Origin of the sequence: Acetivibrio mesophilus, from assembly GCF_004102745.1 — a bacterium.
GTDB lineage: Bacteria > Bacillota > Clostridia > Acetivibrionales > Acetivibrionaceae > Hungateiclostridium > Hungateiclostridium mesophilum.
On sequence record NZ_RLII01000037.1, the window covers coordinates 1 to 22,880 of the forward strand.

Here is a 22,880-nt window from a genome sequence, read left to right on the forward strand (position 1 = left end):
AGTCTTCATCTTTCTCGCTTTGGACGCAGCCTTATTGTCTGCATCTATCAATCGATCTCTTGCCATTATGAGGTCTTTTGACATTGTGTCGAATCCGTCGGCTATCTTTTTTGCCGATGCTTGAGCCGTCGATGCCTTACCATCTATTCCTTCTCTGCTTCTAAGCTCCCAGTCAATGGATCTTGCTATTCTTTTTACATCCTGTGCTATATCCTCAAACTTGTCGGATAATTGTTTTATGTTGCTAGCTATCCTTGTCATCTCTTCAGGCGTTATTTTTATCTGCATATCTAATTTCAGCCCCCTACTTACAAAACTAATTTAATATTAATTATGAAGATTATACCATTAGTTGCTTAAAAATTCAATTAAAAAAAGAGTTATGACTCAAGTCACAACCCTTTAGACTCAAAAATAGAATTTAGTTGAAAAACTCATCGTACAGCGCCTTAACCGCCGTAACACTATCCACAGCCTTTATACCAAACATCATGCTTACTTCCGATGAACCTTGGTTTATCATTTCTATGTTTACATTGGCTTTTGCCAAAGCAGTTAGAGCCCTTGCCGCAATCCCTACTGTGCTCATCATACCTTCACCAACAATCATGACTAGGGCACGGTCATATTCTATCTTTATATCATCAACCTTCAATTCATCCTTTATCCTTTTCACAACACGTTCTTCCTTAACTTTGTCAAGCTGCTTTTGTTCAATGACAATGGACATGTTGTCAATTCCGGAAGGAATATGCTCATAGGAAAGTCCCTCATCTTCCAAAATACTAAGCACTTTTCTACCAAAGCCAATTTCTCTGTTCATCATATATTTGCTTATATAAATGCTGCAAAAACCAGTACCGCTTGCTATTCCTATAACAGGTCCATTGTCTAGTTTTCTTGTCGGAGCAATAGTAGTTCCCGGTGCAGTTGGGTTATTGGTGTTTTTTATACATACAGGAATCTCCATTCTATAAACCGGCTCAAGGGTCTCCTCATGAAGCACTGAAAAACCGGAATAAGAAAGCTCTCTCATTTCTCTGTATGTAAAGGTTGAAATCGGTTTTGGATTATCAATGATGTTCGGATTCGCAGCAAAAACCGAGTCAACATCCGTAAAGTTCTCATACACATCAGCCTTTAATGCCGCTGCAAGTATTGCCCCTGTTATGTCCGAACCTCCCCTCGGGAATGTTACAACGTCTCCATTCTTTGAATATCCGAAAAAGCCCGGGAAAATCATTAATTTATTTCTTTCCCGCAAAAGTTTTAAATTCTCGTAAGACTCCGGCAATACCCTTGCATTTCCGTATTCTTCGCTGAGCAAAAGTCCCGCATCTCGGGGATTTACATACTCAGCATCAATTCCTCTACTTATAAGATAAGAAGCAACCACTTTAGCATTATTGTCCTCTCCAGCCGCTTTCATAGTATCCATAAACTTCTCCCTATCGCCCTTACTGCACTCAAGACGTCTCTTGAGGTCATCGGCAATTACTTCTGTAACATCAGAAGAAAGTTCAAGACCTTTTACAATATCGTCAAATCTATTAATAACAGCGTCAAGCTCAGCATCCGCTTTTCCATCTTTGTAATACTTCTCTGCTAAGGCAATCAAGAGATCTGTAACCTTTATATCTTCCTTACTGCGCTTGCCCGGCGCAGAAACAACAATCAGACGTCTATCCTTATCACTTAAAATAATATCACATACTTTTCTTATTTGATTTGCATCGGCCAATGACGAACCACCAAATTTAGCAACTTTCATAATTAAAACCTCCAATTCACATTTATGCAATAACTGCAACAGTATAGTCCAAATCTCCATGTCCTGCATTTATTGCGGACTTTTTACACAAAATAATTATTCCTACTATTATTATAATTATCTAACTTTATTTATGTTAATATGCACCTGTAAATAATATTAATCCAAGACTCTTATGGTATTCGCCACCTGCTTTACAGCTTTATTCTCTCTAAGCAACTCAAGAGAATTGAGATGTTCTTTTTCCAATCCATCGGCAGTAACAAATGCCACTTCGCTCTCTACACTTACGTTGCACGCTTTTATCCACTCAACGTTTCCAAAAGTATTTTCCACCGCTTTTCTGGCTTCAGACTCATCTTCCACCTTAAGTCTTACAAAATACCTTGTCCTAGTGTCTCCCAGATCAATAACGTTGCCGCCGTCTTTTACAACCCAGTCATAACTACCGCAAGTACCCCAGTGCTTCACAATTTCAATCACATCTGCCACAACCGCACTTGCTGTAGGAAGCTTTCCTGCTCCCGGACCATAAAACATTGCTTCTCCAATCGCATCGCCCTTTACAACAATTGCATTAAATACATCCTCGACACTGTAAAGGGGATTGCTATTATTTACTATCGCAGGACTTACTCTTGCCATAATGCCGTCTCCAATCTTCTCACTGATGGCGATAAGTTTAATGGTTGAATCCATGCTTTCGGCATATTTCATATCAGTAAGGCTTATTTTTGTTATACCTTCCGTATGTATTTTTTTGTAATCAACAAATTCATTGTATGCAATGGATGAGAGTATGGCAATCTTCCTGCAGGCATCATGCCCTTCAATATCTGCAGTAGGATCTGCTTCTGCATATCCTTTCATCTGTGCTTCTTTTAAAGCCTCATCAAAATCTTTCCCCTGTTTTTTCATCTGAGTTAATATATAGTTTGTTGTCCCATTGAGTATTCCAATTATACTGTACATTTCATTTGCAGCAAGACAACGGTTTAGAGGCCTGATAATGGGAATTCCCCCTCCTACACTTGCTTCAAACAGGTAGTTTACCCCATTCTCCTTTGCAAGCTTTAAAAGCTCGGGGCCATGGGTTGCAACCAACTCCTTGTTCGAGGTTACAACACTTTTTCCTCTGCTTAAAGCCTCCTTTGTAAATTTATACGCAGCACCTATCCCGCCGATAGTCTCAACTACTATGCCTATTGACGGGTCATCGAAAACTTCATCTGCGTTCTTTGTGAACAAATCCCTTTCAGGGCTGTCCGAAAAATCTCTTATATCTAGTATCTTTTTTACACAAATCTCTTGACCTGCTTTTTTGGATATACTGACGCTGTTCTTTTTGATAATCTCAACAACTCCTGAGCCGACTACTCCATATCCCAACACTGCTATATTAATCATAAAAAAACCTCCTCTATTCTCTTGCAAGAATTTCCTGTCTTTTAACACCCTCAATATTGCTTATATCATCCAGTAAGTCTTTTATATCCCTTATCATCTGTCCCGTCTCGATTGTAATAGTAACGTCTGCCAAACCGTTTATAGGTATGTTTTGATTAATAGTTATAATGTTTGCCTTAGAATCGGCAATCCTATTTATAATACTAGACAGGATTCCGGCATAATCTTCCACAGTAAAAAAAAGAGTTATAACCTTTCCCCGCGAAGTCTCATAAAAAGGAAATATATGATCCTTGTACTTATAATAGGCACTTCTGCTGATACCGACTTTACGGACTGCCTCATTTACATTTTTGATTGTTCCGCTCGACAATATCTTTTTCGCTTCAACAACCTTTAGAAAAACCTCCGGTAGAACTGAAGCATCCACCAAATAATATTTCGATGTGTTCTTCATACTCCCTCCGTGTCCTTGTGATATGAACAAGTGTATTTCTATTGTGTAATAGTATCATAATCGAAAAATAATTTCAAGAGCTTTGTTAAAAATTTAATAAACAAAAAAATACCCCATAATTAGGGTATTTTCCCACTTTTAATGTTCTCCGACTTTTATGTATGCTTTGTACATTAAACCTTATTCACATAACACTTAATATTGCACTATTTTGGGCCAAAAGTATACTCTATCTCCTTTTGCATGGTTTCGTAATCATCCAGCAGTACCAAAAATTTTTCAACCACCTCAGAATCAAATTGAGTTCCGGAATTGGCTATAATCTGATTTTTTGCTTCTGACAGATTCAGCTTGGATCTGTACTGTCTGTCGGAGGTCATGGCATCAAAGGCATCTGCTACGGATACGATTCTTGCAAGAAAAGGTATTTCATCTCCCTTAAGTCCAAAGGGGTAACCGCGTCCGTCTATCCTTTCGTGATGGTATTTCACCAGAGGAACAATATCCTTAAACATGGAAACTGCCGATAATATGTTAGCACCTTTTAAAGGATGCTTTTTAATCTCCGAGTATTCGCCATCATTCAGCTTATCAGTCTTAAACAGAATGTCATCGGCAATCCCTATCTTCCCTATATCGTGGAAAATGCCTGCTGTTTTAAGCTTTTCCAATGATTCTTCATCCAAATTGAAGCTTTTGCCTATCTTAACAGCATAATATGCTACTCTGTCAGAATGTCCCCTCGTATACACATCTTTTGCATCAACCGCAAGACGCAAAACCTGTATTGCATCCATGTATCTTTGTTTAAGCTCGTTGTATGTTCTGTCCAACTCGTCGTTTTTCATGCTTACAACAGAATGAAGGTATACGTTATTTATTGATGTAGCCGCCTGCGCTACATATATCTTAAGAAGTTCCATTTCAACGGGAACCTGATTAGTCTCAAGATAAACAACCCCAAGGGTCTGGATAGTGTCGCTCATAATAGGAAGGATAATTCCTTTTTCAAGATTAACAACCTGTTTCGAAGCTCTGGTACGTCCCATTTCCTCCAAGAAGGATGGTTCAAGCATCTCAATAAACTTATCTAGACTTACATCATACGTACCCATTCCTTTAAAAAGGCTTTCATTTTTGTTGTTCCAAATAAAGTTATCGATGATAATAAATGCATTTTTACACTTGGCAAATGACATTATATGAGTGAGAACTTCCTCAAGCAATTCATTTATTGACTTAAGCCGATATATATCCGGTGCAGTATCAAGAATTTTATTCAACCCGTCTTTAAAAGTCTTGATAGTTCTTTTCTGATTGATTGATTTGACTGCAGATTCTATTAGAAGTATCAACTGGTCAAAATTATCAGCTTTTTCACAATATCCCTGTATATCAAGGGATTTTATTGCCTTAAGCGGAGGAGCTGCATCCTTATAACCGGTTAGAAGCAGTATATATATGTCCTTATTGAATTTTCTTATCTCTTCTACCACTTTGTCCCCGAGTATGGGCTGCATCAAAAAATCCAGTATCATAAGGTCAAAATCTTCTTCTTTGACCCTCTCAATTGCTTCAAGAGGATTGTTTACTCCCGCATACTGATATCCCAAACGCTTTATGATTACCGATAAAGAATCCAATATACCTTTTTCATCATCAACCACAATTATCTTAATGTCCGAGGACGTTTCAATCCTGGTTTTTCTCACACCATACCCTCCCTTAAAGCTCAAATCCACGATGCAAAACTTTTATCATAAAATCAAACTAAATACGTTAAATTCAGAATGATTATAACACCTCGGTTCAAAGAAAATTTTCCGGTTGTAGTAAAATTTCCTTACCTCAGCGGTTTTTCAACGAAGCCCAAGATAGCCCTCCGCCTGAAAGACAAATCTATAATCATCACTTATAGAAGTGAGGGACCTTTCTCGCCTCGCTATATAAACTTCAAACATCTTTATTATTTAATAAATATATCGACTTTTTCACAAGATTTATTACAGATAATATTTTTCTAAGAAATTTTGAACTTAAGTAGTCAGGACATCCTTCGAATAAATTAAATTTTTATTCGAGATAATATTATCAAGATGCTTGCGTTGCTTTTAAAAAAAGCAATGCAAAAGTATTCGAGCAAAATAACAGGAGGTAGGAAATGGATAAAATTCGTCTTGCTGTAATAGGTACGGGAATGGCCTGGGAAAGACTTCATTATCCTGCTATTAAAGAACTCGAGGATAAATATGAAGTAGTTGCATTATGCAACCGAACCCGGAAGGATGCCGAAGAATTCGCCGGGAAAATAAATCTTGACTTGAATAACGTATACGATGATTACAATGAAATGCTAAAAAGGCAGGATATAGATGCAGTAGACATTCTTGTCCCTATAGAATCCAACTACTCGGTTTCGGAAGCGGTTGCAAAGACAGGCAGGGACTTTATTTGTGAAAAACCTCTTGCCTCAAACAGGGAAGATGCAAAAAAATATTTGGAGCTCTCAAAAAAGTACAATGTCAAGATTATGATAGCTGAAAACTACAGATACAATGATGAGAACAATAAAATCAGGGATATTGTAAACAGTGGAAAAATCGGAGATGTGGTATATTTTATTAAGAACAACATATCATGTTTCCCATGTGAAATGACGAAGGACACCTTTGCTGCTACCGAGTGGAGACAGCATCCCAAATATTTCGGAGGTGCTTTTTTAGATGCCGCTGTACATGATATTGCGGCAATGAGGCATATTTTCGGAGCTGTTGAATGTGTACAAGCCTTTGGAAAACCACAGTCAAAAGACTTTAATCCCTATGTATCGGTAAATACCAATATTCTCTTCAAAAACGGGGTTATTGGCTATTATACGTACTATCCATCGGGAGTTGAAACTCAAAAGCCTGCGGTAGGTTTTAGAATTTTCGGTACCAAAGGCGAAATATATCTTGAAGACAAAGAATGCGGAATAATAAATGTGTCATATCATGATGGCACTTCGGAGCTTGTAAACTTTACACCGGAAAGGGGATTTTATAATGAGCTCCTAAACTACTACAACGCAATAAACGGCACAGAGCAAATATCTGTAACCCCCGAGATGGAGTATGGAGATGTCAAAATGGTTTTTGATATTTTGGATTCAATATCTCTTAAGGAAATTATGTATGTGGACGAAGCAGCCCCCTCAAGACAGTTAGGATTTGCAGATGATGAAATAAAGATACATCCTTTCCTTCAGTAGTAGCCATAAAAGCTCGGGACATGGAGTTCCTCCGCTTTTGCCTCTTTCATTTCACTCCAAAAGGCTAAATAAATGGGCGCATTTTTTCTTAAAATTTATAGATGCGCCCATAAAATTTATCAGTATTTCTTATCTTTCGTTTTATGTATGTATATGCTGTTTAAGGCCATTTTCCACATCCTTTCGGCTAAAGGGCTTTGGAATATAACCTACCGCTCCATGTTTTATGGCCTGTCGTATCACTCGGTCAGATGTTACTGCCGATACCATTATTATTTTACTGTCTGAGCTCACCTGTAAAATCTTCTTAATTGCCTCAAGTCCATCCATACCCGGCATTGAAACATCAAGGGTCACAACCTCAGGCTGCATTTCTTTGGCCTTATCAACAGCTTCATAACCATCTTGAGCAAACTCAATATTGCTATACCCAATATCCTTTAGGGTATTGCCCAAAAGTTTCCTCATAAAAAAGGCGTCATCAACGACTAGTATTTTTGTCTTCTCCATCCTGCACAACACCTCTATTCTTTTTATTTATTTTTCTATTTGTATTTTTATTTATATATCTATACAAAAATAGTCTTTATTAATTCCCTCTAAATATTATTTTATGAAAATGAAGGATTATTTGACTGAGATTTTAGAAATAAATCATGAAATGCTATATTACGAATTCTTTACATTATAAGCGCAATCTTGATTGGACTCGGGTTTCACATAAGTGAAACCCGAAAATTAATCAATTGTTATAATCCAAGGATGTCTTCAACCTGCTGTTTCATATCAAATTTGCCACAAACCTGTTTGTGAAGAACAGGCTTCTTATCCAAATCTTTCAACCCTACCGGTATCTTAAGCTTGCACTCCTTAGACAAAATATCAAGGAGTTCAAATTCCGTTTTTCCCTTTAATGCTTCATCCCCCAGTACTGCCTTTACCACACTCTCGTTAAACTTGAAGGGGCTTGCTGTTGATGCAATAACCGTCTTTGTCATATCACCGGTTGAAATTACATACTTATCATAAACATCAACACCGACAGCAGTATGGGTATCAATAACATATCCGTATTCCTTGTATATTGCTTCTATGGTCTTTAGAGTCTCGACCTCACTTGAATATCCTCCCCAGAATATTTCGGATATTCTTTTCTTTACTGCAGAATCAACACTATATTTGCCGGACTCTCTCAAACTGTCCATCCAATCGTTTATTGGAGCGGGATCATGTCCGGTAAGCTCGAAAAGGAGCCTTTCCAAATTGCTTGATATCAATATGTCCATCGAAGGCGAAATGGTCTTCTTAAACTCCCTGTTCTTGTCATATACTCCCGTATTGATAAAGTCGGTCAGAACATTATTGTCGTTGGAAGCACAAATGAGTCTGTTTACAGGAAGTCCCATTTGCATTGCGTAGAAAGCCGCAAGAATATTTCCGAAGTTCCCCGTAGGAACAACAAAGTTAATCTTGTCTCCTTGATTTATTTCACCGCTTTTTAGCATATCCGCATATGCCGAAAAATAATATACTATTTGAGGTACAAGCCTTCCCCAGTTAATGGAATTGGCTGATGAGAATTTAAAACTCTCCTGCTCCATCTTGAGCTTAAGACTTTCATCGGTAAAAATTGCTTTTACTCCGTTTTGAGCGTCGTCAAAATTTCCCTCCACTCCTATGGAGCAAACATTTCTACCCTCCTGCGTAACCATTTGCATCTTCTGAACCTGGCTTACACCGTCCTGCGGATAAAACACAATTATCCTTGTACCTTCAACATCCCTAAATCCCTCTAAAGCAGCTTTTCCGGTATCTCCGGAGGTTGCAACCAAAATTACAATTTCGCTGGTCTCGCCAGTCTTCCTGACTGCCTTTACAAGGAAATGGGGCAAAATTTGAAGAGCCATGTCCTTGAACGCACATGTAGGTCCGTGCCACAACTCCAAGATGTTGACATTTTCATTAAGTCGAGTCAAAGGAGCTATCCTTTTATCCCCAAACTTCTCATCGGTATAGGCACTATAAACGCAATCTGCGATTTCTTCATCGGAGTAATCGGTAAGATAGTGCTTTAATATATATAACGCCCTTTCCTGATAACTCATATCAGCCATGGCGCTTATTTCGTCATTGGTAAGACTTATGTTTTTTTCGGGAACAAACAGGCCGCCGTCAGGCGCTATACCCCTCTTTATAGCTTCAGCGGATAATACAGACTTTAATCCCCCTCGTGTACTCTCATAATACATTTCATTTCCTCCTAAATATTGTAAATCGTATATACTCTAAATCGTACAAAACAATTCTATCATCCAATAACAAAGTTAAGTACGTTTGGAAGCACAGTACAAGTGAAAAACCAAGCCGATAATTTATTTATAAATCACAAGATATAATGCACAATAAAATGGATCAGCAGATTGTTTACTAACTTTAATAATATAATAAATTTCAAAAAAAATAAAGAATATTTTCTACAAATCTATAAAATAACTATAATCAATTATACAATCCCAGAATCCTCCTCAAAACGCAAATAAAACCGCATCCTTGCATATATTTTTCTCGGAATACTCTTCGGAGCGTATAAAGAGCACCCATCCTCCCGGCATCAATAAGATATTTTTTTTCCTTGTCGCTTAATTCAAAATCCAGAAAAGAGATATCCCCTGTATTAATGCTCACGAGAAAGCTGTTTTTGTATTGCTTTGTGCTGGGAATACCGAAATCATGTACAGCAGATATAAGACCTTTTAGTATGTTAAGAGGTGTGAAAACGTTAAGCACTTTATTCTTTCCCCTCAACTCACAGGCTATCAACGGAATTGATACGGAAGGCTGAATAAGCCATACGGGAAAGTTATCCAATACCCCACCGTCAATCAGGTAATGCTTTTTTGTACTACTGCCATCCTTTCTAAAGACTTCCACCGGCTTAAAAGCAAAGGGAACGCTGGTACTCATCCTTACAGCTTTTGCCACTTCGAGTCGATCCGGTTCTATGCCGTAATAGGACATATCATCCGGGAGAACTACAATTCTTCCGCGATTTGCATCCACTGCCGTCATTCTGACCTTGTAACCGTTTGGATTTGACCAGTCGGGTTTGCCCGCCCTCAAATCGGCAAAGGTCTTTATGCCTTTTCTCCTTAGTATTTTATATACCCATTCTTCAAGATAGTCTCCGTCAAAAAGACATCCTTGTTTGCTGTAAGCGACAATATTCTTCAATAAATCCCTTCTGTACCCTGTAAACTCCTCATCCTTTTCAGTATACTTGTAATAATTTGTATAATTGCAATGATCTTCCCCATCTGCGGTTCGCATATTTAGAAAACTCCTAAAATTCTTGTTACTCTGAAATGTACTTCTGGAATTATATTCTATATATTTTTTTATCACCGGTATTTCCCGGGAAATATCAGTTAGCTTTATTTTTTGAAACTCAAACTCATACAATATTTTCTTCAATTCACAAGGGTCATATCCTGCGGCCATAAAAGCCCCAACCAAAGCCCCAGCAGACACCCCTGCAATATTTTTAAAATAGAATCCTTTTTCTTCTGCCACTTCAAACATTCCAATATATGCAATGCCTCGTACTCCTCCGCCCCCCAATACAAGATTTGCCAGTCTTCTGTCTTTATTCATGCTAAAACTGCCTCTCAAAGGATTATAACTAAGTTATATATATTATTTAAAATCAATAAATATTAATCTAGGATTTTTTGTCTTTATTGCTGAGTGTTGCGTATTTGGTTTATACGATCCTTCGAATATCCTGCATATGCAGTTGTCGGATATTTATTTACAATCTCCTCAAACACTTCTAGAGCTTTTGTGCTGTTATTGAGCTCCTGATAGCATACTCCCAGATAATAGAGATTATTTACCGAATACCTCCAATTGCCACTGTAAGACCGGGACCTTTCAAACCTCTCAACGGCTTCCTGGTAATTCTTTCTATTGTACAACTCTCTTCCTTGATTATACTCATCTTGGGCAGCTTTTGGCATGATATCCTGTGACAATTTATCATACTTTTCCTTCTCAATTCCGGTAAAGTTAGTATTTTTCAATAACAATATCAGATCGGCCGCTTCACGGTATTTGTTTTCCGATACATATTTCTCAATTTCAAGAAGTTTAGAAGTATTTAAATAATAGTCAACCTGTTTCTTCACTTCTTCAAACTTACCGTTTAATCCCTGATATTTTTCATCTAATTCATTGTATTTTCTCTCAATTTCATCCCTTTGTTCAATTACTGCTTTGTTTTCCGCCATTAATTGATTTAACGGCCCATTATCCTCTTCTCTAAAGTAATACTTATAGCTTAGGAGAAAAACAAGTAGGACACCAAATATAAAACCCATCAACAACCTTGCCGTATCCATGGGTTTGTATTCCCATATTTTCACTAATTTCTTGAGAGAAAATGGGGAAATGCTCTTGTTACCAACTCCGTCCGAAAGCTGATTTGACGTTCTATTCCTGCCCCTTTTATTCTTGACCTTTTTATCCTTTTCCCGTTTATTTATATAAGGCTCGTAATCGGAATCGATTTCCTTTAAATATTTCATCGCCATTATGCTGTTTTTTTCAGCATCTATAACCTTTTGAAAGGTTTGGGCAGCTTTATCGTTTTCTCCGATATACATATAAAAGATACCTAATAAATTTATTGCTTCATGAAAATCCGGATTTAGCGAAATAGCCTTCTTAAGCTCAATTATGGCTATATCCTCGCTCTTTGCACGAAAATCCTCTAGAGCTTTATTATAGAGCAGTATAGAGTTTTTTATATTATCAGGTATGTTCGGGTTTGATTCCGATAACCTATCCAAATCAATCATTGAATAATTTTGAAGCTCATTTTTGAAATCCATCATAAAATTAACCCCCGCATTAATTTTTATTGGAACTCCATTTCATTCAATCGTACTCCACCGCCTTGTGAAACGAATAACTTATAAATAACACTTTTACACCACTTATTCAATTCATTATTCGAGGCTTAATAGCATGTTCCGTACCTCACCGATATAATACAGTGAGCCAAAGGCACAAATCAAACCATCCTTTGGAGTAATATCAAGACTTTTTGCAACTGCATTTACAATTGTATCACTTATTAATACATTTTTACAATAGCATTCTAAACTTTGTGCGAGCGCTTTTGCGGGTAAAGCTCTATCGCTGTTGGGCGACACAGCAATTATGTACTCCGCAAGAGGTGCACACTCCTCTATCATTGCCATATAGTCCTTATCTTTTAAAATACCTATAATAAATACTATTTTTTTGTGTGGGAAATATGTTTTTAAAAACCCAGAAAGTGTTTGCGCACCTTCAGCATTGTGAGCTCCATCAATAAGAAATATCGGTTCTTTCTTTAGAAGCTCAAGCCTTCCGGGCCATTTTGCATCAGACAACCCTTTTCTTATCGAATCCTCGGAAATACTGTAGCCCTTCTGTGCTAGAATCAGAGCCGCCTCAAGAGCCACCACAGCGTTTTTTACCTGATGCTCTCCCAAAAGTCTTATCTTTAAAGACTTAAATTCTCCATAGTCAAACTCCTGCCCATCTATCGAAAAGTCTTTTATGTTAACAGATTCAAAAAATAACCTGTGCAGTCGGGAATCTCTTTCGCGGCACACCTCTTCAAAAACCCTGTCTGCTTCCGGCGCTTGAGGATATAACACCACATCGGTACCATACTTTATAATTCCCGCCTTCTCAAAAGCTATTTTTTCGAGGGTATTTCCCAACCGTGCCATATGGTCATAACTTATAGTGGTTATAACCGCCGCCAAAGGGGCATCTATTATATTGGTAGAATCAAATCTTCCTCCAAGCCCCACCTCCAGCACAACAATATCGCAACCCTTTTCATAAAAATATTGAAAAGCAATTGCCGTTACTATCTCAAATTCTGTAGGATGATTTCCTCCCCGTAAGGCCATCAACTCAACTTTTTCCTTTACATACTGGGTGATTCTGGCCAGATCTTCCTTTGAGATTTCATCGCTGTTAATTCTAATTCTTTCTGTAAAACGCTCAATATACGGCGAGGTGTATATACCCACTCTATAACCGGATTCCTTCAGTATACTGCTGATAAAAGCAACGGTTGAACCTTTTCCATTAGTCCCGGCAACATGTACATATTTAAGTTTCTTGTGCGGATTGTCCATCAATTCAAGAAGTTCTTGAATGTTATCAAGACCAAGCTTTATGCCAAACTTCAGTGCTCCGTGTATGTATTCCAATGCCTGTCCATAATTCATATTTTTACCTCCAGCCATTTGAGCTTTGCAAAAAGGGGTTATGCTCCTTTTGCAAAACCCCTCATAAGACTACTCATCAATTCCGCAACACTTTTTATACTTTTTGCCACTACCACATGGGCAGGGATCGTTTCGTCCAACCTTATTTTTTCTTACTACAGGTTTCTTGACTTCATCACCACCGTGGGAAGCAGTGACAGGTTCTGCCACCTTCTCACGCTGCGGCATGCGATTGCGGTCAATATGCGTATTCAGTATTATTCTTACCACATCCGACTGAATATTTCTGTTCATTTCCTCAAACATCTCAAAGCCTTCAATCTTGTACTCTATGACAGGGTCCTTCTGTCCAAAGGCTCTAAGCCTTACACCATTCTGAAGCTGCTCCATGTCATCAATATGATCCATCCATTTTTGGTCTACCACCCTTAAAAGGACAACCCTTTCCAGCTCCCTCATAAGCTCCGAACCAAATTCCCATTCTTTTTCCTCATATCTTTTGAGCATACTGTCAATTATTACTTCCCTAAGTTTTTCTTTATTGAGATCCTCCATCTCATCTTTAGGGAAATTCAGAGTTCCTTCCGGAACAAAAGCCTTTTCGGCATAAGAGATTATGCCTTCCCAATCCCAGAAATCCGGGTGAGGATTTTCACTGCAGAACAGATTAACGATATTGTCTGCTATACCATGCATCATCTTTATAATGCTTTCCTTAATGTTTTCACCATTTAGTACCTTTTTCCTCTGGTCATAAATAACTTCTCTCTGCTTGTTCATAACATCATCGTACTGGAGAACATTCTTCCTTATGCCAAAGTTCTTGCCTTCTACTCTTTTTTGCGCATTTTCAATGGCACCAGTCAGCATTTTATGCTCAATAGGCTGATCCTCTTCCAATCCCAATGCCTCTACCATTCCCGTAAGTCTGTCCGAACCGAAAAGTCGCATCAAGTCATCTTCCAAGGATATATAGAACCTTGATTCTCCAGGGTCTCCCTGACGTCCGGCACGTCCTCTCAGCTGATTGTCTATACGCCTTGACTCATGTCTCTCAGTACCTATAATAAACAGTCCGCCAGCTTCAACCACCTTTTCCCGTTCGGCATTGGTGATCTCCTTGAATCCTTCATAAAGCCCGCGGTATACTTTTCTCGCTTCAAGAATCTCCATATCATTGGTATCATTAAATCCTGTAGCTTGATTGATAATATCTTCACTAAAGCCTTTCTTTCTCATTTCCTGCTTTGCCATGTATTCAGCATTACCACCCAATACAATATCGGTACCACGACCGGCCATGTTGGTTGCAATGGTAACAGCCCCCAATTTTCCCGCTTGAGCAATTATTTCGGCTTCCTTCTCATGGTATTTGGCATTCAACACTTGATGGGAAACCCCCCGCTTCTTAAGCATAGAGCTCAAAAGCTCCGATTTCTCAATGGATATGGTACCTATTAGTACCGGCTGACCTTTTTTGTTGCACTCAACTATTTGATCTATGACGGCATTAAACTTACCTCTTTCATTCTTGTAAACGCTGTCATGATGGTCCACCCTCGCCACCGGTAGGTTTGTAGGTATTACAATAACATCCAGTTTATAAATACTCTGGAACTCCTCTTCTTCAGTCTGAGCAGTACCTGTCATACCGGACAGCTTTTTATACATTCTGAAATAGTTCTGGAATGTAATGCTCGCTAGGGTTTTACTTTCTCTTTCAACCTTTACCCCTTCTTTTGCCTCTATAGCCTGATGAAGGCCGTTGCTATACCTTCTTCCGTACATCAGACGTCCGGTGAACTCATCTACAATAATTACTTCGCCGTCTTTTACTACATAATCCTTATCCTTCTTCATAAGTCCATTGGCTCTTAATGCCTGATTTATATGATGGGATATGGTCATGTTGTCCGGGTCAGACAGGTTTCCAATTCCAAAGAACTCCTCTGCCTTTCTCATTCCACCAGCCGTCAAAGTTGCAGTATTGGCCTTTTCATCCACAATATAATCGGCTTCAATATCATCCGTCTGCTCTTTGTCGTCCAGTTCCGTAAATACTTTAACCTTGAGCCTTTTGGCAAAAGCGTCGGCTCTGGTATAAAGGTCTGTAGATTTATCTCCAGCTCCGGAGATAATAAGAGGTGTCCTAGCTTCATCCACCAGAATACTGTCAACCTCATCCACGATAGCAAAGTGGAGATCCCGCTGAACCATATCCTGTTTGTAAATAACCATGTTGTCCCTTAGATAATCAAATCCGTATTCATTGTTGGTCCCATAGGTAATATCGCAGCTATAAGCCTGCCTTCTCTCCTCATTGTTTAGTCCGTGAACAATAAGTCCAACACTTAACCCCAGAAAATTATACAGCTTTCCCATCCATTCACTGTCACGAGTTGCCAGATAATCATTTACGGTAACAACATGCACTCCTTTTCCTTCAAGGGCATTCAGATATACCGGAAGAGTCGCGACCAGAGTCTTACCTTCACCGGTCTTCATTTCGGCTATTCTACCTTGATGAAGTACAATTCCTCCTATAAGTTGGACTCTAAAATGCCTCATCCCCAAAACTCTCTTTGATGCTTCCCTCACCACTGCAAAAGCTTCCGGAAGAATATCATCCAAGGTCTCTCCCTCGCCCAGTCTCTTTTTAAACTCAGGTGTCTTGGCCTTCAACTGTTCATCACTGAGTGCCTGCATTTGCGGTTCCAACTCATCTATTTTATCAACAATGGGCTTAATCCTCTTAAGTTCCCTATCGCTATAACTTCCAAACACTTTTTCGAATAATTTAAACATATAAAAACCTCCAGATATATTATTGATCATTTTTCTTTTTTAATGCTATCATCGGTCGCGTAAACAGTTCATATATGAATAAAAACAATCCCAATGCGACAACCAGATCTCCAATACTTACTACCCCCATACCTCGTCCGATAAATCCGGGCAGGTAGATAACATCGGCTAAAAACTTAAGCTTTGTAGTGCTACTTATGACAGCATGTTTATTATCAGCCCCGGACAATATCATATCAGTCACTTCCTTAATACCGGCCTTTTGCATTGCCTCAAGACTTACCGGCATTCTCCCTCCGTTTATAAGCATTACCAGCCCATTCATAGATGCACCTAGCCCGATAAACCACAGGCCGACATATTCCCTATTGGACCAGAGACAGACAAGCAATAAGGCAAATACCAAAGCCTGAATAATAAAGCTGTATTTTACCGCACTTTCTACTCCTCTAATCCCCAAAAGCCTTGTAATGGTTTGCAGGGCAAAAGCAACTACTGCGAGCCATGTTTTGCGAAGTTTGATATCCGGGAACCCACAAAACTTCCCTTTCAATCCTTGAACTGTCAGCGCCAGAACAAAAGCTAAAACTACGACAGTTAGATAAAGCAAGCTATCACCTCACACATAAACACTATTAAGATGTCTTATTTAAAATCGCAAGAAAAATCCCCATATCAAGCGATATGAGCTCTAAATGCAGGAGGAGATAAATCCGACATGTACAGACTTACATCCTTGCTGACACAAGAATAGGAGCTTTTTGCCCCAATCCATTGTATTGAGGGAATATATAAATAAGGATTATAATTGAACTCGCTACTAAAAAGCACGAAACTATAATTGTTTTTATTGTCCTCTTCCGAACTATCCGAATAAGTTATGCAGCAGACAACCGAAGAAAGCAAGTCACTATCCTCAATATCTTCAAGTAGATCCTTTTCGGGCATACCGCTATCCAGTATAATAAGATCCAAATCTGCCCCATCATACTGGCAAAGGTCAATCAGGTATCCAGCTATATTTACAGTTCCGTCCGAAGTCAATGTAGATAAAATCAGCAAGCTGATAAAAAGCCTTCTGAACATTTTTACCTTCCTCTTATATCTATAATATATATCTATCAATATAGTAATAATATCTGATTTTGAAAATATAATCAACTACATAAACAAACGTAGCTTTATCTTTTGGCAAAGACCTTACTTTTCATCGTACATTCTGTCGAGAATGGTTTTATAACCATCCGCGCCGTAATTTAACGCCCTGTTTATTCTGCTTATTGTGGCAGTACTCGCTCCGGTTCTCTCACTTATCTCCGTATATGTTTTACCTTCCCTTAGCATTCTTGCAACTTCAAGCCTCTGAGCAAGGGCCTTTATCTCGGAAATAGTACAAATATCCTCAAAAAAATCATAACACTCTTCTATATTATCAAGGAGCAGGATGGCCTCAAAAAGCTTATCCGTCAACTCATCCTTAATTTTAGAGTTCATAACCGCCTCAACTCCTGTAAAATTCTAAGCAAAATCAAAATCCCTTTGAAATTACAATATCAGGTTTTTCAAAAACAGTCAAGAACCTTGCTAATACCTGAACCTTTTGTTTTTTAATATAAATGTAATAATTCTGTAACACAAATGAAAAAAACTATAGAATTCAGTTTCGATATATGTTATAATTAAATTGAGATTTGTAATACTCTTTTTTCCTCATAGTAATAAATGAGGTTTTTTTTTGCAGGCTCTTTCTATCCTATCTAAGGAGCATTTTCATTGTCATTTTACTAAATTAATTCTGGTATTTTACTGTTGTTTTTCTATTATTCCACCAAATTATTCCTTAGTATTTTTCTAATCAATATTTTTCTATAGCCTTTCGAATTTTTTCAACTAAATTTTTTTGAAACCTTTTAGTGCGTTTGTTCTGTATTATGCCCAGAAATAGCCTTTTTAGCCCCCTTGAATCAACTATCTGTGACATTTTCTTAATTTACATAATTCACTTTGATGCTTTTAGCAAAATATTTTGTCGAATTTTGTAATATTATCACGTTATGTTTCATGTTTTAGCAATTTGATGTATATTAATTATAGTAATTTTATTAAAAGTTACTCCCCTAAATCCCGTTGCATTCTCCCTTCTCTCATTGGAATGCACGGGGTCTTTTTTTATCTATTGGCCAAATAATTTAATTTCCAATTCTTTAGTCAACTGTTTTTGTCTCCCATTTGTGTATTAAAATATACATCCTATACGTAAAATATGAATAATTCGCCCTATAATAAATATTCATTTAGATACCAATATCTAAAATCAATGTAAAATGTTTATTGCAAAATTGTTGTATAATAATATTACAGATAAGTTTTTCACATGAGGAGAAAGCAATGAATAACAGAATTCAAATTAATATGCCCCAAGATGTGGCATATATTATTAATACACTTAACCAAAATGGCTTTAAAGCTTATTTAGTGGGAGGCTGCGTCCGGGACTCTCTTTTAGGCAAAGCGCCGAAAGACTGGGATATCGCTACCGATGCACAGTCTGAAAATGTAAAGCTCATGTTCGGTAAAATTATTGAGACAGGCATCAAACATGGAACAGTTACTGCCGTCATAGACAGCTACAATTATGAAATTACTACCTTCAGATCATCTTCATCAATTAGCACTGCTACCCTAAAGGATGACCTTCGGTTAAGGGATTTTACAATAAATGCAATAGCTTACCATCCCAACGAAGGTATAATAGATCCCTTTTCCGGTATCCAAGATATAGAAAAATCTATCATTCGTGCAGTAGGTTCAGCCAAAGACCGTTTTCGCGAAGACCCACTAAGGATGCTAAGGGCTATACGTTTGAGCTCAATATTGGAGTTTGAAATTGACAGCCAGGTTCTTTCATCCATAAAGGAAAACTGCGACCTGATAAAAGGAGTAAGTCAAGAAAGAATCCGGGATGAGCTGTCAAAAATTCTGACTTCGGACAGACCAATGAATTTTGTCATTCTAAAGGAAACCGGCCTTCTTAAATTTGTGCTTCCGGAGTTTGAAAGATGCTTCGATACCGAGCAGAATCATCCTTATCATATTTATAACGTGGGAATGCACTCCTTAAAAGCAATAGCAAATATTGAAAACAATCTTGTCTTAAGGTGGACTATGCTTTTTCATGATATTGGGAAGCCGGTTGTAAAAACAACTGACCAAAATGGAATTGATCATTTTTACGGTCATCCCGAAAAAAGCGTGCATATTGCAGAGAAAATAATGAAAAGGCTGAGATTTGACAATAAAACCATGAACAAAGTTCTAAGGCTCATAAAGCACCATGACCGGCGTATTGAGCCGTATTGCAAGCCGGTACGAAAGGCTGCAAGTATCGTTGGCAAAGATATTTTTCTAGACCTTCTAAAGGTTCAGGAAGCAGATAAAAAGGGACAAAATCCTCAGTATCTGGAAGTAAGACTTGAGGCGCTAAGCAAAATAAGGGAAATCTTTTTCGATATTGAAAAGGAAGGGCAAATCCTTACCCTCAAGGACCTTGCGCTAAACGGGGATGATCTTATTGCAATGGGTTTTGAGCAGAGCCGAGAAATAGGGATAATACTAAAAGAACTGTATAACATTGTGCTCGATACCCCTGAAATGAACACAAGAGAAAAGCTAATTGAGGCGATTGGAAACCTAAAAAAAGAGCGTTTCAGAACATAGTGGTCGTTATATATATCCTTGACATTTTGTAAAACTAAAATTTGTGCGAGGTGTCTTTATGATTTCTCAAACCTTCACCTTTAAGGCCAAAGACAACATTGATATCTTCGTTTATAATTGGATCCCAAAGGGGAGTATTAAGGGTATTGTGCAAATTGCCCATGGTGTAGGAGAACATGCAGGAAGGTACGAAGGCTTTGCAAAGGATCTTTCCAAGTCCGGGTACATGGTTTATGCAAACGATCACAGGGGTCATGGAGAAACTGCTAACACTCCCGTTCAACTTACTTATCTTGGAGACAACGGCTGGAATTTGATGATTGAAGACTCTTGGAGACTAACAGAGATTATCCGGAAAGAAAATCCTCATATCCCTGTATTTTTCTTCGGACATAGCATGGGAAGCTTTTTATTAAGGCAATATTTGTATGAGTACCCCAACAGGATTGACGGTGCCATTGTTGCCGGAACCGGTATTTATGAGAAACTCCTTATTAATGCAGGCATTCTTATAGCTAAAAGGCTAATAAATAGAGGAGGAGAAAAAAAGAGAAGTTATTACATAAATAGAATGATTTTTAAGAACTTTAACACTAAAATTGACAGACCCAAAACCAACTTTGACTGGCTATCTAGAGATGATAAAGCAGTTCAAGAATTTATAGACGATCCTTTTTGCGGTGTCCCCTGCACAAACAATTTCTTCTATGAGTTTTTATGTGGCCTTAGGGAAGTGCACAGAACAGAAAACGTTGAAAGAATACCAAAAAACACCTCCCTATTTATCATTTCCGGTGATAAAGACCCTATAGGCCATTGGGGCAGTGATATTCCCTCTCTTGCCCGGCAGTATAGCAAAATCGGCATAAAAGATGTCGAGTACAAGCTCTACAAAGATGCAAGACATGAACTGATTAATGAACTCAACCGAGAGGAAGTAATAGGAGATATAACAACATGGATGAATAGCAGGAATTCCTTGCCCTAAAATAAAACTACAACCTTCATATCATCCGTTTCCATCAGGAAATCACAGGATATAAAGGTTGTAGTTTTTAATTATTACCTGCCTGCTTTTGCTGCAATAGATTTATTAATTGCGTCAATATAGGCTATAGCACTTGAAGTGATTATATCGGTATGTGTACCTATACCGGTATACAATCTTTCATTCGCCTTCAGTGTTACCGAAGCCTCTCCTAACGCATCCATTTCTTCTGTCACAGCCGACACGCTATATTTGTATAATATGAGATTTTCCGCTTCCTTAACAACAGAATTTATAGCTTTAAAAACAGCATCAACCGGTCCATTTCCATTTTGTTCAGCTTCGATCATATTGCCCTCTGCATCTTTAATCACTACTTTTGCGCAAGGGGTGTCTATATTACCGCTAACAACTTTTATCTTGTCAAGTACATATGTCTCTTCCACAGCTTTCGCCACAGGTTCAGTTATAAGTGACTCCAAATCCGCTGTAGTTATGTTCTTTTTGCTGTCGGTAAGCTTTTTAAAATCGCTAAACAGCCTAGTGAGACGTTCCTCATCCAACTCATATCCCAGCTTTTGGGCTTCTATCTTGAGCGCATGTCTGCCTGAATGCTTACCAAGAAGAATCCCGCTGTCATCTCTACCAACAACCTTTGGATCAATTACCTCATAAGTTGATCTTTCCTTTAACACACCATCTTGATGGATTCCCGACTCATGGGTAAATACATTTTTACCGACTATAGGTTTATTTACCGGTATAGGTAATCCCATATATCTACTAACGATTTTACTTGTTTTGTATAATTGCGAAAGATCAATTCCCGTTTCAAATCCCAAATAAGACTTCCTTGCCTCAATGTGGGTAACAACTTCTTCCAAAGCAGCATTTCCTGCCCTTTCACCGACACCATTGATGGTACATTCTATTTGTTGGGCACCATTCATGGCTGCAACAATAGAATTGGCTGCCGCCATACCTAAATCATTATGGCAATGGACACTTATTATAGCTTTATCAATATTTCTTACATTACTTCTAATGTTTTTTATAAGTTCTCCAAACTCAATTGGAGTTGAGTATCCAACTGTATCCGGAATATTTATAACTGTTGCCCCGTTTTCTATTGCTGCTTCGATAACTTCATACAAAAACTCTATCCTCGTCCTCGAAGCATCCATCGGCGAATACTCTACCTCGTCGGTATATTGCTTTGTATGATATACAGTATTTTTTACAATTTCAAGTACATCTTTCTCTGATTTTCCCAACTGATGCTTAATTTGTATATCCGAACTGGATATAAAAATGTGAAAGCACTTTTTCTGAGCATCTTTTATCGCCTTCCATGTCTCATCAATATCCCTTATAATTGCCCTTGAAAAACCACATATATACGGCCCTTCAACTTCTCTGGCAATTCTCTGTACAGCTTCAAAATCGCCCGGAGATGTTAATGGGAAACCCGGCTCAATAACATCTACTCCAAGACGTGCCAGTTGCTTTGCAATATCTACTTTTTCCTGTATATTAAGATTTACTCCTGGTGTTTGCTCACCATCTCTTAAAGTCGTGTCAAATATCCTGATTCTTTTCATTTTGTTGTCCTCCTTTTAAATACACAATTATTTTTACCTACCAAAAAACCCTTCGCTCCTGCAAAGATATGCAGGGGCGAAGGGTCATCTCCACGGTACCACCCTGATTCAGTATGAATAACAACCATACTCTCATTTTTAAGTACTATTTGTACTAAACTATAACGTAGTTAACGTCAACCCCTACTTTTATTTCAGGATCAAAACTCCGGGATGAGCTATATATGTACTCTAATGTATCGGCTTTCACCAACCCCGACTCTCTGTAACAATCAAGTACATTTTATTCCCTTCATAGTCTTTTCGATATTAATATAATTTTAAGTCACGTTCCGGAACTAATTTTCATTTGAATAAACTTATTAAATTAATAAAACCCTCCGCTCCCGCAAATATATGCAGGGGCGAAGGGTTACTCTCCACGGTACCACCCTGATTCAGTATGAATAACAACCATACTCTCATTTTTAAGTACTATTTGTACTAAACTATAACGTAGTTAACGTCAACCCCTACTTTTATTTCAGGATCAAAACTCCGGGATGAGCTATATATGTACTCTAATGTATCGGCTTTCACCAACCCCGACTCTCT

18 protein-coding genes and 1 other annotated feature are annotated in these 22,880 nt (G+C 38.1%); of the genes, 3 read left to right on the forward strand and 15 right to left on the reverse strand.

The genetic code is table 11. The annotated features are described in order from the left end of the window. The 5 genes from EFD62_RS15790 to EFD62_RS15810 form a co-directional block, all read right to left on the reverse strand. Positions 1–288, reverse strand: a 288-nt coding sequence (locus EFD62_RS15790) for a WXG100 family type VII secretion target (RefSeq protein ID WP_194087100.1), incomplete at its 3' end; no start/stop codon positions are given. Positions 289–421: 133 nt separating this feature from the next. Next, the gene (locus EFD62_RS15795) at positions 422–1,771 is read right to left on the reverse strand and encodes an aspartate kinase (RefSeq protein WP_069194466.1); all 1,350 of its coding nucleotides are present in this window, start codon (positions 1,769–1,771) and stop codon (positions 422–424) included. A gap of 159 nt (positions 1,772–1,930) precedes the next feature. After that, positions 1,931–3,178, reverse strand: a complete 1,248-nt coding sequence (locus EFD62_RS15800; RefSeq protein WP_069194467.1) for a homoserine dehydrogenase — start codon at positions 3,176–3,178, stop codon at positions 1,931–1,933. Between the two features lie 13 nt (positions 3,179–3,191). Next, positions 3,192–3,635 carry an ACT domain-containing protein gene (locus EFD62_RS15805; RefSeq protein WP_069194468.1) on the reverse strand — a complete coding sequence of 148 codons (444 nt, stop codon included), beginning with the start codon at positions 3,633–3,635 and terminating at the stop codon, positions 3,192–3,194. A 206-nt stretch (positions 3,636–3,841) separates the two neighbouring features. Continuing rightward, a complete protein-coding gene (locus EFD62_RS15810; protein WP_069194469.1) occupies positions 3,842–5,347 on the reverse strand; it encodes an HD domain-containing phosphohydrolase in 1,506 nt (501 codons plus the stop codon). Positions 5,348–5,796: 449 nt separating this feature from the next. Here EFD62_RS15810 and EFD62_RS15815 point away from each other — a divergent pair, with 449 nt between their 5' ends. Continuing rightward, positions 5,797–6,885, forward strand: coding sequence for a Gfo/Idh/MocA family protein (locus tag EFD62_RS15815; RefSeq protein WP_069194470.1), 1,089 nt, complete (start codon positions 5,797–5,799; stop codon positions 6,883–6,885). 141 nt (positions 6,886–7,026) lie between these two features. Here the strand turns inward: EFD62_RS15815 and EFD62_RS15820 are convergent, their stop codons facing one another. The 9 genes from EFD62_RS15820 to EFD62_RS15860 all read right to left on the reverse strand — a co-directional run bounded on the left by EFD62_RS15820 (position 7,027) and on the right by EFD62_RS15860 (position 17,474). Next, positions 7,027–7,395 carry a response regulator gene (locus tag EFD62_RS15820; protein ID WP_069194471.1) on the reverse strand — a complete coding sequence of 123 codons (369 nt, stop codon included), beginning with the start codon at positions 7,393–7,395 and terminating at the stop codon, positions 7,027–7,029. A 239-nt stretch (positions 7,396–7,634) separates the two neighbouring features. Further along, positions 7,635–9,134: a threonine synthase gene (thrC, locus tag EFD62_RS15825; RefSeq protein WP_069194472.1), complete on the reverse strand. Its 1,500-nt coding sequence runs from the start codon at positions 9,132–9,134 to the stop codon at positions 7,635–7,637. Positions 9,135–9,384: 250 nt separating this feature from the next. Continuing rightward, positions 9,385–10,536 (reverse strand): patatin-like phospholipase family protein, encoded by a 1,152-nt coding sequence (locus EFD62_RS15830; protein ID WP_128706455.1) that lies wholly within the window; start codon positions 10,534–10,536, stop codon positions 9,385–9,387. An 83-nt stretch (positions 10,537–10,619) separates the two neighbouring features. Beyond that, positions 10,620–11,777 carry a tetratricopeptide repeat protein gene (locus tag EFD62_RS15835; RefSeq protein ID WP_128706456.1) on the reverse strand — a complete coding sequence of 386 codons (1,158 nt, stop codon included), beginning with the start codon at positions 11,775–11,777 and terminating at the stop codon, positions 10,620–10,622. A 114-nt stretch (positions 11,778–11,891) separates the two neighbouring features. Next, a complete protein-coding gene (locus EFD62_RS15840; RefSeq protein ID WP_128706457.1) occupies positions 11,892–13,175 on the reverse strand; it encodes a bifunctional folylpolyglutamate synthase/dihydrofolate synthase in 1,284 nt (427 codons plus the stop codon). A 69-nt stretch (positions 13,176–13,244) separates the two neighbouring features. Continuing rightward, complete coding sequence (gene secA / locus EFD62_RS15845; RefSeq protein ID WP_069194476.1) at positions 13,245–15,980, reverse strand: preprotein translocase subunit SecA; 2,736 nt, start codon at positions 15,978–15,980, stop codon at positions 13,245–13,247. Positions 15,981–15,999: 19 nt separating this feature from the next. Then, positions 16,000–16,590 (reverse strand): DUF5317 domain-containing protein, encoded by a 591-nt coding sequence (locus EFD62_RS15850; RefSeq protein ID WP_128706458.1) that lies wholly within the window; start codon positions 16,588–16,590, stop codon positions 16,000–16,002. 65 nt (positions 16,591–16,655) lie between these two features. Continuing rightward, positions 16,656–17,066, reverse strand: a complete 411-nt coding sequence (locus EFD62_RS15855; protein ID WP_128706459.1) for a hypothetical protein — start codon at positions 17,064–17,066, stop codon at positions 16,656–16,658. Between the two features lie 114 nt (positions 17,067–17,180). Beyond that, complete coding sequence (locus EFD62_RS15860) at positions 17,181–17,474, reverse strand: YerC/YecD family TrpR-related protein (RefSeq protein WP_069194479.1); 294 nt, start codon at positions 17,472–17,474, stop codon at positions 17,181–17,183. A gap of 894 nt (positions 17,475–18,368) precedes the next feature. On the opposite strand from EFD62_RS15860, the gene EFD62_RS15865 reads away from it, so the two are divergent. Beyond that, entirely contained in the window at positions 18,369–19,697 is a 1,329-nt protein-coding gene (locus EFD62_RS15865) for a CCA tRNA nucleotidyltransferase (RefSeq protein WP_128706460.1), read from the forward strand. Between the two features lie 58 nt (positions 19,698–19,755). Beyond that, positions 19,756–20,685, forward strand: coding sequence for an alpha/beta hydrolase (locus tag EFD62_RS15870; RefSeq protein ID WP_128706461.1), 930 nt, complete (start codon positions 19,756–19,758; stop codon positions 20,683–20,685). A gap of 74 nt (positions 20,686–20,759) precedes the next feature. Here the strand turns inward: EFD62_RS15870 and EFD62_RS15875 are convergent, their stop codons facing one another. Beyond that, positions 20,760–22,286: a 2-isopropylmalate synthase gene (locus EFD62_RS15875; protein ID WP_069194482.1), complete on the reverse strand. Its 1,527-nt coding sequence runs from the start codon at positions 22,284–22,286 to the stop codon at positions 20,760–20,762. A gap of 69 nt (positions 22,287–22,355) precedes the next feature. Next, positions 22,356–22,591 (reverse strand) — a binding site (T-box leader). Between the last annotated feature and the right edge of the window lie 289 nt (positions 22,592–22,880).